Below are 13074 nucleotides of genomic sequence, written 5' to 3' on the forward strand. Positions count from 1 at the left end.
CAAAAACGGAGAAGGGGCCTGCCTCGGGGCCCCTTCTCCGTTCTTTAATGAGCGGTGTGAAACGTTCAGCGACAGTCGCGCTCATGCTGCCCGTCCTGCTCGTCGGTTGCCAGAACGGCGCCTCCTCCGCGGAGAAGTACAGCACCGGCGGCGATCCCACCGACAGCCCGTGCGCCCGCGTGGTCTCCTCCATCGGGTACGCGGGCCTCATGCTGGAGCCGAAGGGCCAGGAGGAGCGGCAGAACTTCGAGGACGCCGTCATCAGCCGCCTGGCGGAGGTCTACGGCATCACCAGCGAGTTCGGCGGCCGGCTGCCCGGCTCGTTGAGGGAGAGCGCCGAAACCGTCAAGAGCACCGCCTCGGCCCTGTCCAAGGGCGACGTGCCCAGGCAGCGGCAGGTGGAGTTGCTCAAGCAGTACCGCGTCGCCGCCGACCACATCGTGGCGGAGTGCGAATAGCGGGAGGGTGTGGCGGAGTGCGAACAGCGGGAGGGGCCCGGCCGTGGCGGACGGGCCCCTCTTGTCCGTCGTGCTCGTTCAGCCGCTGATGTTGCCGGTGCGGTACTCCAGCGCCTTGACCGGGTAGGTGTTGTCGCTCTTGTACTCGTAGATGCCGATGGTGGCGACCGCAGGGTCACCGGCCTCGTTGAACTCGACCGGGCCGCTGATGCCCTCGTAGTCGACGTCCGTGCCGGCCTTCAGCAGATCGACGCACTGCTTGAAGTTGGTGCACTTCTCGCCGCCCTTGCTGACCTCGGCCAGCTTGGCCGCGATGTCCGTGCCCGCGTCGCTCTTGGCGGCCTCGGCGGCCAGCGCGATCAGGTTGGCGGCGTCGTAGGACTCGGGGGCGTAGGTGAAGTCCTCGAGCTTGGAGTTGATGTCGAGCAGCTTCTGGCGGAACTCCTCGGAGGAGGCGGCGCCGGGGTAGGTGCCCTTGACGCCGGTGAGGGTGCCCTTGGGCATGTCCTTGTAGTTGGTGTTCGACATGTTGCCGTCGACCATGTACCACTTGTGCTTACTGGCCGGCATGCCCTGCTTGATCAGCTCCTGGACGACCTTGGCGGTCTCCTCGAAGCCGATCAGCACGATGCCCTTGGGGTTCTTGGCCTTGATCTTGGTGATGTCGGCGGAGAAGTCGGCCGCCTTCGGGTCGTAGTCGACGCGCTCGACCACTTCGCCGCCACCCTCGGTGACCGTCTTCTGGACCTGGTCGGCCAGGCCGGTGCCGTAGGCGTCCTGCATGGCCATGATGCCGACCGTGTCGTTGCCGTCGGCCACGATCAGGTCACCCAGGACGCGGCCCTGGAGCTTGTCCGGCGGCGCCGTACGGAAGTACAGGCCCTTGTCCTCGATCGTGGTGAACTTGTCGGAGGTGTTGGCCGGCGAGAAGTGCACCACGCCCGCACCCGTGATCTTGTCGATCACCGACTCCGACACCGACGAGGACGCCGCGCCGATGATGGCGTCGGCCTTCTGCTGCAGCAGCTTGTCCACCGACTGCGAGGCGATGTTCGTGGTCGTGTCACCGGAGTCGGTGTCGTGCTTGACCACGGGCTTGCCGAGCACGCCGCCGGCCTCGTTGATCTCCTTGAGGGCCAGGTCGACCCCCGCGAACTCGGGCGGGCCGAGGAACGCCAGCGAACCGGTCTGGGGCAGCAGCGTGCCGAGGGTGAGCGTGCCGTCGCCCTTGGCCGCCGGAGCGGACGAGGCGGGCGCGGCACTCTGGGAAGTCTGCGTGGCGGTGTCACCGCCACCACCGCAGGCTGTCAGGGCCAGGCTGGTGGCAGCCACGACAGCCAGCGCCCGTCCCACGGGAGCAATGCGGATCATGAAGTGTCTCCTTCATTCCAGGCCGGGATCCGTCAGCACCGCCGAGCGTTCCCGATCGAATAGCGGAAACGTACAAAATCGGCGCGTGCTCCAACCAGGTCCCCCGGGGAACTGTCGGCACTTGGATGCGGAGTCGTAATCACTCCTCAACTTACGGGACCTGCGCGGGGACGCTTAATGTGCGACGGATGAAGCGCATTACCGTCCTCGCCGCGTCCGCCGTACTCGCCGCGGGTTGCAGTTCGCCGGAGCCGCCCGCTCCGCCGCAGGCCGGACCGCCGCCCGGAGTGTCGGTCTCACTGGCCCAATGGCGTTCGGACGAACCGGTTCACGCGCTTCAAGTGGCTGTCCGAAATACTAGTGAAACACCGGTTTATTTCGCCGACGTCCAGCTTGTCACGCCGTCCTTCAAAACGCTGCCGCCGGAACGGTCCGGCTCCGTCATCGGGAAGACCGAGCGCACGGACCTGCAGATCCCGTACGGCGCCGCCAACTGCTCCCCCCAGGGCCTGCCCGAGGTGCGGCCCGCGACCGTCGTGGCCCACGTCGGCGCCGGCTCGGAGCAGCCACGCAGGGTGGTCTTCCAGGTGCCGCACCCCGACCCGCTGCTGGCCAGACTGCTGCGCGACGAGTGCTCGGAATTCCTCATCAAGCAGGCCGTGAGCATCGAGTTCGGCCCGGAGTGGAAGGAGTCGGGCAAGGTCATGCGGGGCAGTCTGCTGCTCACCCGGCGCGGGCCCGGCGTGGTGACGCTGAACGACATCGGCGGCACCACGCACTACATGGCCACCGGCGAGGGCCGGCCGCTCGCCACGCTGGCGGCCGGCGCGCAGCGGCTGGAGGTGCCCGTCGAGCTCACCCCCGCCCGCTGCGACGCGCACGCCTTCGCCGAGGCCAAGAAGGCCTTCCTGTTCCCGGTGCGGGCCACCATCGACGGGGGTGAGGAGCGGGTGGTGATCGTGACCCCGCCCAAGCCGCGGCAGGACAGCCTCATCGACTACGCGCTGCGCGCCTGCCGCGGCACGGGTTAGCCCTCGATCTTGCCGGAGCGGTACTCCAGGGCCTTGCCCGGGTACTTGTTGTCGTCGCCGTACTGGTAGACGCCGATCGTGGCCACCGACGGGTCGCCCTTGTCATCGAACTCGACCGGGCCGCTGATCCCGTCGTAGTCGATGTCCTTGCCCTCCTTCAGCAGGTCGGCGCACTCCTTGAAGTTCTTGCACTTCTCGCCGCCCTTGCTCACCTCCGCCAGCTTGGCGGCGATCGACGCGCCGCTGTCGTCCTTGGCCGCCTCGGCCGCCAGGGCGATCAGGTTGGCCGCGTCATAGGACTCGGCGGAGTAGGTGAAGTCGTCGAGCTTCGGGTTGAGCTTGGTGAGCTTCTCCCTGAAGGCGGTGGGCGCCTCGGCTCCGGGGATCGTGCCCTTGACGCCCTTGAGCGTGCCCTTGGGCATGTCCTTGTAGTTGCTGTTCGACATGTTGCCGTCGACCATGTACCACTTGACCTTGTCCGCCGTCAGGCCCTGCTTGACCAGCTCGGCCACGACCTTGGCGCCCTCCTCGAAGCCGATCAGCACGATCGCCTTCGGGTTCTTGGCCTTGATCTTGGCCACGTCGGCGGAGAAGTCGGCCGCCTTCGGGTCGTAGTCGACCCGTTCCACGATGCTGGCGCCGGCCCCCTCGGCCGTCTGCGTCACCTGGTCGGCCAGGCCGGAGCCGTAGGAGTCCTGCATCGCCAGGATCCCGACGGTGTCGTTGCCGTCGGCCGCGATGACGTCGCCCAGGACACGGCCCTGCAGCTTGTCCGGCGGCGCCGTACGGAAGTACAGGCCCTTGTCCTCGATCGTGGAGAACTTGTCGGAGGTGTTGGCCGGCGAGAACTGCACCACGCCCGCACCCGTGATCTTGTCGACGATCGACTCCGACACCGACGAGGACGCCGCGCCGATGATGGCGTCGGCCTTCTGCTGCAGCAGCTTGTCCACCGACTGCGAGGCGATGTTCGTGGTCGTGTCGCCCGAGTCCGTGTGAACCTTCTCGACCGGCTGGCCGAGCACCCCGCCGGCCTCGTTGATCTCCTTGACCGCCTGGTCCACGCCGGCGAACTCGGGCGGTCCCAGATACGCCAGCGAACCGGTCTGCGGCAGGACCGTGCCAAGGGTCAGCTTGCCGTCGCCCTCGGCCGCCGGCGCCGAGGAGGCCGCCGTGGACGGCGCGGCGGAGGCGGGCTCCTGCCCGGCCGTGTCGCCACCGCCGCCACAGGCCGTCAGGGCCAGACTCGCCGCGGCCGCGACGGCCAGCACACGTCCCACCGGAGCAATACGGTTCATAAACAGACTCCCCTATCTCGGCGAAGGAGACGGTCGCCTTCGCCGGTTTTCCAAGCTCAGCTTGCCTCTCCGGCCTGAGCAAGGGGAGTTCTTACGCGGCTTTTATACTGACTTGTGATGTCCCAAACACCCATAGTAATGATACGTTTCATCAGAGTTACGGACATCTCATCCTTTGAGGAAGCCCCGGCCCGAAATATCCGGACCAGGGCTGAAAATGGCGCCGGGGAGGATCAGCCGGCGATCTTCCCCGTGCGATATTCGACCGCCTTGGCGGCGTTGAACCGGTTGTCGGCCCCGTACTGGTAGACCCCGATCGTCGCGACCGACGGGTCCCCCGCGTCGTTGAAGTCCACCGGACCGCTGACACCCTCGTAGTCGATGTCCTGACCGGCCCTGAGAAGGTCGGCGCACTCCTTGAAGCCCTTGCACTTCTCGCCGCCCTTGCTCACCTCCACCAGCTTGGCGGCGATGGACGCGCCACTGTCGTCCTTGGCGGCCTCCGCGGCCAGCGCGATGAGCGTCACGGCGTCGTACGACTCGGCCCCGTAGGTGTACTCGGTCAGCTCCGGGTTCACCGACAGCAACCGCTTCTGGAACGCCGCGGGCGCCTCCGCACCCGGCATCGTGCCCTTGACCCCGTCCATCGTGCCCTTCGGCGACTGCACGAAGTTGGAGTTCGACATGTTGCCGTCCACCATGTACCACTTGTGCTTGTCGCTGGTCAGCCCCTGTTTGACCAGCTCCTGCACCACCTTGGCGGTCTCCTCGAAGCCGATCAGCACGATCGCCTTCGGGTTCTTGGCCTTGATCTTGGCCACGTCGGCCGAGAAGTCGGCGGCCTTGGGGTCGTAGTCCACCCGCTCCACGACGCTGGCGCCCCCCGCCTCGGCCGTCTGCGTCACCTGGTCGGCCAGGCCGGAGCCGTAGGCGTCCTGCAGCGCCAGGATCCCCACCGTGTCGCTGCCCTCGGACACGACCAGGTCACCCAGGACCCGCCCCTGCAGCCTGTCCGGCGGCGCCGTACGGAAGTACAGGCCCTTGTCCTCGATCGTGGTGAACTTGTCGGAGGTGTTGGCCGGCGAGAACTGCACCACCCCCGCCCTCGTGATCTTGTCGATCACCGACTCCGACACCGACGAGGACGCCGCCCCGACGATCGCGTCCACCTTCTGCGCCAGCAGCTTGTCCGTCGACTGCGAGGCGATGTTCGTGGACGTGTCACCGGAGTCGGTGTCGTGCTCGACCACGGGCTTGCCCAGCACGCCGCCGGCCTCGTTGATCTCCTTGAGCGCCAGGTCGGCGCCCCCGAACATGGGCGGCCCCAGATACGCCAGCGACCCCGTCTGCGGCAGCAGCGTGCCGATCGTCAGCGTGCCGTCCCCACGCTGGGCCGCGGGAGCGGACGGCGACGCCGAGGCGGAGCTCGTGGCACCGGGGTTGGTGGTGCCGCCGGAGCCACACGCCACCAGCGCCACGCACGCGACCGTGACAGTGAGCGGGACGGCGAGCGGGGCGGTGAACGGGGCGGCGAACGGGGCGCGGGCACGAAAAACACGGATCATGGAAAGCGTCTCCGATCGAAGATGAGCGAACCTTCCGTCCGCCCATCAGTTACGCGCCGGGACGCCAGCCACGTAAGCACCCGAAACCGGTTGGATGCCCAGCCGTGACCGCACCACAACCCACCGGGTCAAATCACCTGATATACGCCTTTTTCAGGATCGCTCCGCCGCGTCATCTATAACGATCTGAGCAACTTCACGCATGCTCAGCCGCCGGTCCATCGACGCCTTCTGGATCCACCGGAACGCCTGCGGCTCCGTCCAGCCGTGCTGGGCCATCAACTGCCCCTTGGCCCGCTCCACCAGCTTCCTCGTCTCCAGCCGCTCCGACAGGCTCGACACCTCGGCCGCCAGCGCGACCATCTCCTCGTGCCTGCTCACCGCCATCTCGATCGCCGGCACCAGATCCGCCTTGGTGAACGGCTTGACCAGATAGGCCATCGCCCCCGCGTCCCTGGCCCGCTCGACCAGGTCACGCTGGGAGAAGGCGGTCAGGATCAGGCAGGGGGCGATCCGCTCGGCCACGATCCGCTCGGCCGCCGAGATGCCGTCGAGCACCGGCATCTTGACATCCAGGATCACCAGATCGGGCCTCAGGTCGGCGGCCAGCCGGATCGCCTGCTCACCATCACCGGCCTCGCCCACGACGACGTAGCCGTCCTCCTCAAGCATCTCCTTGAGGTCGAGGCGGATCAGGGCCTCGTCTTCCGCGATCACTACTCGCCGCTGCGTACTCACGAGCAGAAGAGTACAGACGTCCGGTAGATTAGATCCACGCCGGATCGAGTCGCCCCCAGGTTGGGCTAGGATTCGAGTAGGTGCAACGTCACAAGTCTGGACATTTGCGGACGTCAGCCTCGGTATTCCAACGGCAGAGAAAGCGGATTCAAAACCCGCACAGTGTGGGTTCGAATCCCACCCGGGGCACCAACAAACCGCCTGGCCTGCTCGCCAGGCGGTTTTGTCGTACCCGAGTGCGACACTCTCCGCATGTATGATCTCGCGGTACGTGACCAAGCGCTTCGCCTGCTCGCCTCGGGACTCAGCATCAGTGAGGCCAGCCGCCAGACCGGCCCTACCCCGGCCACCATCCGCCGCTGGCGCGACCAGCCTGATCACCTGTCCCCGATGACCGGCACCTGCCCACGCTGCGCGTCCAGACCCCGTTCCCCTGCCCCAGCCGAAAGTTATGCCTACCTGCTGGGCCTTTATCTCGGTGACGGATGCATCTGCTGGGTCGGCGACCGTGCGAAGCAGGTTTGGGCCCTGCGGATCGCCTGCGCCGACGACTGGCCCGGCCTCGTACAGGAATGCGTCGAAGCACTTCAGGCCGTCCGGCCGACCAACAAGGTCCGCGTGATCCAGAGACAGGGATACAAGGACGTCAACTCCTACTCCAAGCACTGGCGGCATCTCTTTCCCCAACACGGTCCAGGCAAGAAGCATGACCGCGCGATCCAGCTCGAACCATGGCAGCGCGAGATCGTCTCAGCCCACCCCGGGCGGCTCGTGAGAGGCCTGATGCACTCGGACGGCTACCGAGGGCTCAACCGGGTCCGCCATGTCCTTCCCAGCGGCGTCCGCTGGTACGAATACCCTCGCTACCTCTTCAAGAACGAGTCCTCCGACATCCTCGCCCTGTGCGGCCAAGCTCTCGACTTGCTCGGTGTCGCCTGGCGGTTCAACAAGCGGAACGAGTTGTCGGTCGCCAGGCGGGAGGCCGTGGAGTTGCTCGACCGTCATGTGGGGCCGAAGTACTGACCACGAGGGCTGTTACCAGGGCACGGGGCCGGCGTCGTCGAAGAAGCCGCCCGTTGGGCCGTCGGGTCCCAGGGTGGCCAGGTGGACGATAATGGCCGCGCCGTCGGCGGCCGTGCGGGTGATGGTGAGGGGGAGGTCCTTGGTGAAGTCGGTGGCGCAGGCGCCTGGGGCGGCGGCGTTGACGAGGATGCCGTCCTTGCGCAGTTCCTTGGCGTACTGGACGGTCAGGGAGTTGAGCGCGGTCTTGGAGATCGGGTAGGCGGCGGTGGGCGGGAGGGCGGACATGTAGTGGTTGGGGTCGGTGTGGTGGGCGAGGGAGCCGACGCCGCTGGAGACGTTCACGATGCGGGGGGCGGGTGAGCGTCTGAGCAGGGGGAGCATGGCGTTGGTGACCATGAGGACGCCGATGACGTTGGTCTCGAACACCTCGCGGACGGTCTGTGCCGCCATGGCGCTGGGCGGGTCGATCGTGGGGCCCGAGATGCCGGCGTTGTTGACGAGCACGTCCAGGCGGGTGAGGGAGGCGGCGGCGGCCTCGATGGTGGCGGGGTCGGTGACGTCGAGGACGATCGGGCGTACGTCGATGATCTGCGCGTGCGGGCCGGTAGCGGCCTGTTCGCGAAGGCGGGTGGCGGCCTGTTCGCCGCGGGTGTGGTCGCGGCAGCCGAGCAGGACGGTCATGCCTCTGGCTGCGAGGCCGGCGGCGATCTCGTAGCCGATGCCCTTGTTGGCCCCGGTCACCAGGGCGGTGGTGTTGTCGGTCATGTCTGGAAGCACATCATCGGGCGGGTCTGCCGGGCCAACACCGGGTGGGTCGCGGGCAATACCCTGTGAGTATGGAGACGCGCGAGCTGACCTATTTCGCGGCCGTGGCGGAGGAGCTGAACTTCGGGCGGGCGGCGGCGCGGCTGGGCATGGCGCAACCACCGCTGTCCAGGGCCATTCAGAAGCTGGAGCGGCGGCTCGGGGTGCGCCTGTTCGACCGGTCCGGCCGTGGGGTGTCGTTGACGCCGGCCGGTGAGGTGCTGGCCGGAGAGGCGGCCAGGATCCTCGACGCGGTGGCCGCCGCGACCGCGCGTACGCGGCGGGCGGGGCTGATCGAGCCGCGGCTGGTGGTGGCGCTCAAGCCGGGCGGCGACGGCGGGCTGCTGCCGGACATTCTGGCCGCCTACTGCGGCCGTCCCGACGCTGTGGAGGTGGAGCTGGCGCTGTGCGGGGTGGCGGAGCGGGCGCGGCTGCTGCGTGACGGTACGGCGGACGCGGCGTTCCTGCACAGCCCGTATGAGGACCTTACGGGGTTTGATTGGGAGCCTCTGCGGGTGGAGAGCCGGGTGGCGGTCGTGTCGGCCGGGCATGCGCTGGCGGGCAGGGACTTCGTCCGCCTGGCCGACCTGGAGGCCGACCCGACGCCCCACTGGCCCAGCACGCTTTCCGGGGCCTCGGCTCCGGCCGCTTCCTGGGCCTCCGCCTCGGTGACTCCCAGGGTGTCCGCTCCTGCGCCTTCTCGGGGATCCGCTCCGGCAACTCCTGGGATGTCCCCTCCGGCTACTCCTCGAGTGTCCGCCTCGGCTGCTTCTGGGGTCCCGGGCTCGGTGGCTCCCGGGATCTCGGGCTCGGTGGCTTCTGGAGTCTCGGGCTCGGTGGCTTCTGGGGTCTCGAATGCGGCGGCTCCTGAGAGCTGGGAGCCGGCGACGCTCATGCAGCTCGTCGCGCTGGGGCGGCTGGTGGTGGTGGCGCCGGAGTCGGTCAAGGATCAGGTGCGGCGGGATCTGGTGTGTGTCCCGGTGATCGATGGGGAGCCGACGACTGTGGTGCTGGCGTGGGACGAGTCGACGCGGTCGCGGGCGCTGGCGGCGTTCGTGCGTACTGCGGTGGAGGTCGCGGAACGCGCTTCGGACGGGGCGCGCGCCCCCGCGTAGAAGGTGCCCTCGCACGTGGGGACTTTTCGGGATCGCTCCCACCGGGAATATGCGTTTCAAGATCGATGAGGACGGGGGTGGGCGGGATGGCGTTGAGTGTTGCGGCGCGGGAGGCGTTCCTGGCGGAGTCGCACATCGCGAGCCTGGCCGTGGAGGCCGGCGAGGGCCGCGCGCCACTGACCGTGCCGGTTTGGTACGACTACAGCCCCGGCGGCGAGCTGCGGTTCCTGACCGACGGCGACTCGCGCAAGGCCCGGCTGATCGGGAAGGCCGGCCGGTTCTCGGTGCTGGTGCAGCGGGTCAGCCCGACCTACCGGTACGTGTCCGTGGAGGGTCCCGTGGTGCGGTCGGGGCCGACGACGCTGGAGGACCTGACGCGCATCTCGGGCCGTTACCTGCCGCCGGACGCCGTGTCGGGATATGTGCAGGGCTCGGATCTCAACGCGCTCGTGACGTTCAGGATGCGGCCGGAGCACTGGCTGTCGGCGGACTTGGGAGCGCTGGGCTGACCGCCAAAGGCGGGCCTGGGAGCCCTGGGCTGACCATCGAAGGCGGACTTGGGAGCGCTGGGCTGACCACCGAAGGCGGTTCTGAGGACTCAGGGTGACCGCCCAATAGGCGGATCAGAGGGCTCGGGGAGACCGCCCGATAGGCGGTTCTGAGGACTCGGGGAGACCGCCCGAAGGAGGACCTGAGGACTCGGGGTGACTGCCCACGGCGGATCAGAGGACGCGAGGCTACCGTCGAAGGAGGGCCTGAGGGGGCGGAGTGGCCATCGAAGGCGAGTCTGAGGGCTCGGGGGTGAGCTGTGGAACGGTAGTTTTGGGCTCGTGACTGCTATCGATCCCGCTCCGACGACCGGCGCCTTCGGCACCGGCCTCGCGACCATTGCCGCCGACGGCACCGTACTCGACACCTGGTTCCCCGCGCCCGAACTGGGCGCCCCGCCCGTGAAGGGCACGCAGCGGCTCTCCGCGGAGGAGGCCGGCGAGCTGGCCGAGTTGGTCGGCCCGGACCCGGCGCGGGGTGTGGAGGTCGTGGCGGTGCGGACCGGTATCGCCGACCTCTCCGAGCCGCCGGCGGACACGCACGACGTCTGGCTGCGCCTGCACCTGCTCTCCTCGCGGCTGATCCGGCCCCACGGGGCTAACCTGGACGGTCAGTTCGGGCTGCTGGCCAACGTGGTGTGGACGAACTACGGGCCGTGCCCGGTGCCGGACTTCGAGCGCACGCGGCTGCGACTGCGGGCGAAGGGGCCGGTGGCGGTGTACGGGGTGGACAAGTTCCCGCGCATGGTGGACTACGTGCTGCCGTCGGGCGTGCGGATCGCCGACGCCGACCGGGTACGGCTGGGCGCCCACCTGGCCGAGGGCACGACGGTCATGCACGAGGGCTTCGTGAACTTCAACGCCGGCACCCTGGGCTCGGCGATGATCGAGGGCCGGGTCTCGGCGGGCGTGGTCGTCGGCGACCACTCCGACGTCGGCGGCGGCGCCTCGATCATGGGGACGCTGTCGGGCGGCGGCAAGCAGGTCATCTCGATCGGCGAGCGCTGCCTGCTGGGCGCGAACTCGGGCCTGGGCATCTCGCTGGGCGACGACTGCGTGGTGGAGGCGGGCCTGTACGTGACGGCGGGCACGCGGGTCCTTCTGCCGGACGGCAAGGTCGTCAAGGCGGCCGAGCTGTCGGGCTCCAACGGCATCCTGCTGCGCCGCAACTCGCAGTCCGGCGCCGTGGAGGCACTCCCCCGCAAGGGCAACGGCATCGAACTGAACGCCGCCCTACACGCCAACTGACGCAACGCCCACGACCTGCCCTTTCGGTCAGGCCCACAAACGAACAAACAAACCAACAAACACGGATGGGGCAGCGTGGTAACGAACGCTGCCCCATCGCCGTATCCGGGCCCATCGCCGTATCCGGGCCCATCGCCGTATCCGGGCCCATCGCCGTATCAGAGCCCACCGCCCTATCCGGGCTCGTCGCCGTATCCGGGCTCATCGGAGCGCCGCCGCGTGATCGGCCTTGCGGCCACCGCAGGCGTCCCAGCGACCAGGGGTAACCGGCCAACCTTGAACCACGGCGAGGGCCCACTGTGCGCTCCGTAACGGCGCTCAGCCACTGAAGGGTTCAGAGGCCGTTTCCTGGAGGGCCCTCAGCCGGAGTGCGGCGGGTGGCAGGCCACGTCGCAGCGTAAAGGATAAAAAAAATGTTTAGTGGGCGTGGGAGACTGCGGATCCGATCGTGTGGACGCGGAGGGCGTTGGTGGAGCCGGGGGTGCCGGGGGGCGAGCCGGCCACGATGACCACCTTGTCGCCCTTCTCCAGGCGTCCCAGGGACAACAGCGACGCCTCCACCTGCCGCACCATGTCATCGGTGTGGTGCACGAACGGCACGTGGAACGTCTCCACCCCCCACGTCAGCGACAACTGCCCGCGCACGTGCGGCGAGGAGGTGAAGGCCAGCAGCGGGATCGGGGAGCGGTAGCGGGCCAGCCGCCGCGCCGTCTCGCCCGACATCGTGAAGGCGACCAGCGCCTTGGCCCCCACGATGGCCCCGACCTCGGCCGCGGCCCGCGCGATGGCGCCGCCGGTGGTCTCCGGCATGCGCTCCAGCGTGTGGGTGGCCTGCAGGGAGGACTTCTCGGCGGCGCAGGCGATGCGGTCCATCGTGGAGACGGCCTCGATGGGGTAGTTGCCGACCGAGGTCTCGCCCGAGAGCATGACCGCGTCGGCGCCGTCCATGACCGCGTAGGCCACGTCGGAGGCCTCGGCGCGGGTGGGGCGCGGGGCGTTCATCATCGAGTCGAGCATCTGGGTGGCGACGATGACCGGGCGGGCCTTCTCGCGGCACAGCTCGATGATGCGCCGCTGCACGATAGGGACCTGCTCCAGGGGCAGTTCGACGCCGAGGTCGCCGCGGGCGACCATGATGCCGTCGAAGGCCTCGACGATGTCGGGGAGGCGGTCCACGGCCTGCGGCTTCTCGATCTTGGCGAGCAGCGGGAGGCGTACGGCCTCCTGCTCCATGATGTTGCGCACCACGTCGGCGTCGGACGGGCGGCGGACGAAGGACAGGGCGATCATGTCGAAGCCGGTGCGCAGCGCCCAGCGCAGGTCGGCCTCGTCCTTGTCGGTGAGTGCGGGGGCGCTGACGTTGACGCCCGGCAGGTTGAGGCCCTTGTTGTCGGAGATCATGCCGCCGATGACGACCCGCGTGATGATGCGCTCGTCGTCGACGCGGGTGGCCTCCAGCACGAGGCGGCCGTCGTCGACGAGGATGGTGTCACCGGGGCGGACGTCCTTGGGCAGGCCCTTGTAGGTGGTGGAGACCTGCTCGCGGTCTCCGGGCACGTCTTCGGTGGTGATGGTGAAGACGTCGCCGAAGCCCAGCCTGACCGGGCCTTCCTCGAAGGTGCCAACACGGATCTTGGGGCCCTGCAGGTCGGCGAGCACGCCTACACCGCGGCCGAGGTCGGCCGCCACCTCCCGAACCCGGTCGTAGACCTCTCTGTGCAGGTCATGATTGCCATGGCTGAGGTTGAACCGCGCCACGTCCATGCCCGCGGCGATCAGCTCGCGGAGACGTTCCTTGGAGGATGTGGCGGGACCTAGGGTGCAGACGATTTTCGCGCGACGAGTCACGAGTCCTACCTTAATTGGTACAGACCA

12 protein-coding genes and 1 tRNA gene are annotated in these 13074 nt (G+C 68.4%); 7 read left to right on the top strand and 6 right to left on the bottom strand.

The features are described from left to right. Nucleotides 1–56 precede the first annotated feature (56 nt). Nucleotides 57–458, top strand: a complete 402-nt coding sequence (locus AB0I81_RS41750) for a hypothetical protein (RefSeq protein WP_360669395.1) — start codon at nucleotides 57–59, stop codon at nucleotides 456–458. Nucleotides 459–536: 78 nt separating this feature from the next. Here the strand turns inward: AB0I81_RS41750 and AB0I81_RS41755 are convergent, their stop codons facing one another. After that, nucleotides 537–1829 carry an ABC transporter substrate-binding protein gene (locus tag AB0I81_RS41755; RefSeq protein WP_360669398.1) on the bottom strand — a complete coding sequence of 431 codons (1293 nt, stop codon included), beginning with the start codon at nucleotides 1827–1829 and terminating at the stop codon, nucleotides 537–539. Nucleotides 1830–2170: 341 nt separating this feature from the next. Here AB0I81_RS41755 and AB0I81_RS41760 point away from each other — a divergent pair, with 341 nt between their 5' ends. Continuing rightward, nucleotides 2171–2860: a hypothetical protein gene (locus AB0I81_RS41760; RefSeq protein ID WP_360669401.1), complete on the top strand. Its 690-nt coding sequence runs from the start codon at nucleotides 2171–2173 to the stop codon at nucleotides 2858–2860. Here AB0I81_RS41760 and AB0I81_RS41765 read toward each other — a convergent pair. The 3 genes from AB0I81_RS41765 to AB0I81_RS41775 form a co-directional block, all read right to left on the bottom strand. Next, nucleotides 2857–4158 carry an ABC transporter substrate-binding protein gene (locus AB0I81_RS41765; RefSeq protein WP_360669404.1) on the bottom strand — a complete coding sequence of 434 codons (1302 nt, stop codon included), beginning with the start codon at nucleotides 4156–4158 and terminating at the stop codon, nucleotides 2857–2859. The genes AB0I81_RS41760 and AB0I81_RS41765 overlap by 4 nt on opposite strands. A gap of 233 nt (nucleotides 4159–4391) precedes the next feature. Then, on the bottom strand, nucleotides 4392–5723 hold the full coding sequence (locus tag AB0I81_RS41770) for an ABC transporter substrate-binding protein (protein ID WP_360669407.1): 1332 nt from the start codon (nucleotides 5721–5723) through the stop codon (nucleotides 4392–4394). Between the two features lie 153 nt (nucleotides 5724–5876). Continuing rightward, nucleotides 5877–6461, bottom strand: coding sequence for a response regulator (locus AB0I81_RS41775; RefSeq protein WP_360669410.1), 585 nt, complete (start codon nucleotides 6459–6461; stop codon nucleotides 5877–5879). 116 nt (nucleotides 6462–6577) lie between these two features. On the opposite strand from AB0I81_RS41775, the gene AB0I81_RS41780 reads away from it, so the two are divergent. Then, nucleotides 6578–6653, top strand: a tRNA-Leu gene (locus AB0I81_RS41780). A 60-nt stretch (nucleotides 6654–6713) separates the two neighbouring features. After that, the gene (locus AB0I81_RS41785) at nucleotides 6714–7484 is read left to right on the top strand and encodes a helix-turn-helix domain-containing protein (RefSeq protein ID WP_360669413.1); all 771 of its coding nucleotides are present in this window, start codon (nucleotides 6714–6716) and stop codon (nucleotides 7482–7484) included. A 12-nt stretch (nucleotides 7485–7496) separates the two neighbouring features. Here AB0I81_RS41785 and AB0I81_RS41790 read toward each other — a convergent pair whose 3' ends face one another. Further along, nucleotides 7497–8249, bottom strand: a complete 753-nt coding sequence (locus AB0I81_RS41790; protein ID WP_360669416.1) for an SDR family oxidoreductase — start codon at nucleotides 8247–8249, stop codon at nucleotides 7497–7499. 71 nt (nucleotides 8250–8320) lie between these two features. On the opposite strand from AB0I81_RS41790, the gene AB0I81_RS41795 reads away from it, so the two are divergent. The 3 genes from AB0I81_RS41795 to dapD all read left to right on the top strand — a co-directional run bounded on the left by AB0I81_RS41795 (nucleotide 8321) and on the right by dapD (nucleotide 11199). After that, the gene (locus AB0I81_RS41795) at nucleotides 8321–9403 is read left to right on the top strand and encodes a LysR family transcriptional regulator (protein WP_360669419.1); all 1083 of its coding nucleotides are present in this window, start codon (nucleotides 8321–8323) and stop codon (nucleotides 9401–9403) included. 86 nt (nucleotides 9404–9489) lie between these two features. Continuing rightward, on the top strand, nucleotides 9490–9912 hold the full coding sequence (locus AB0I81_RS41800) for a pyridoxamine 5'-phosphate oxidase family protein (RefSeq protein WP_360669422.1): 423 nt from the start codon (nucleotides 9490–9492) through the stop codon (nucleotides 9910–9912). Between the two features lie 321 nt (nucleotides 9913–10233). Further along, on the top strand, nucleotides 10234–11199 hold the full coding sequence (gene dapD / locus AB0I81_RS41805) for a 2,3,4,5-tetrahydropyridine-2,6-dicarboxylate N-succinyltransferase (RefSeq protein WP_360669425.1): 966 nt from the start codon (nucleotides 10234–10236) through the stop codon (nucleotides 11197–11199). A gap of 417 nt (nucleotides 11200–11616) precedes the next feature. Here the strand turns inward: dapD and pyk are convergent, their stop codons facing one another. After that, on the bottom strand, nucleotides 11617–13047 hold the full coding sequence (gene pyk / locus AB0I81_RS41810) for a pyruvate kinase (RefSeq protein WP_360669428.1): 1431 nt from the start codon (nucleotides 13045–13047) through the stop codon (nucleotides 11617–11619). Nucleotides 13048–13074 lie beyond the last annotated feature (27 nt).

The organism is Nonomuraea sp. NPDC050404 (assembly GCF_040655495.1).
GTDB lineage: Bacteria > Actinomycetota > Actinomycetes > Streptosporangiales > Streptosporangiaceae > Nonomuraea.

Excerpts from the sequence above, each read along its gene's own strand:
- AB0I81_RS41795 (WP_360669419.1), top strand. The coding sequence starts at position 8,321 with ATGGAGACGCGCGAGCTGACCTATTTCGCGGCCGTGGCGGAGGAGCTG.
- AB0I81_RS41755 (WP_360669398.1), bottom strand. The coding sequence starts at position 1,829 with ATGATCCGCATTGCTCCCGTGGGACGGGCGCTGGCTGTCGTGGCTGCC.
- AB0I81_RS41770 (WP_360669407.1), bottom strand. The coding sequence starts at position 5,723 with ATGATCCGTGTTTTTCGTGCCCGCGCCCCGTTCGCCGCCCCGTTCACC.
- AB0I81_RS41800 (WP_360669422.1), top strand. The coding sequence starts at position 9,490 with ATGGCGTTGAGTGTTGCGGCGCGGGAGGCGTTCCTGGCGGAGTCGCAC.
- AB0I81_RS41790 (WP_360669416.1), bottom strand. The coding sequence starts at position 8,249 with ATGACCGACAACACCACCGCCCTGGTGACCGGGGCCAACAAGGGCATC.
- AB0I81_RS41785 (WP_360669413.1), top strand. The coding sequence starts at position 6,714 with ATGTATGATCTCGCGGTACGTGACCAAGCGCTTCGCCTGCTCGCCTCG.
- AB0I81_RS41765 (WP_360669404.1), bottom strand. The coding sequence starts at position 4,158 with ATGAACCGTATTGCTCCGGTGGGACGTGTGCTGGCCGTCGCGGCCGCG.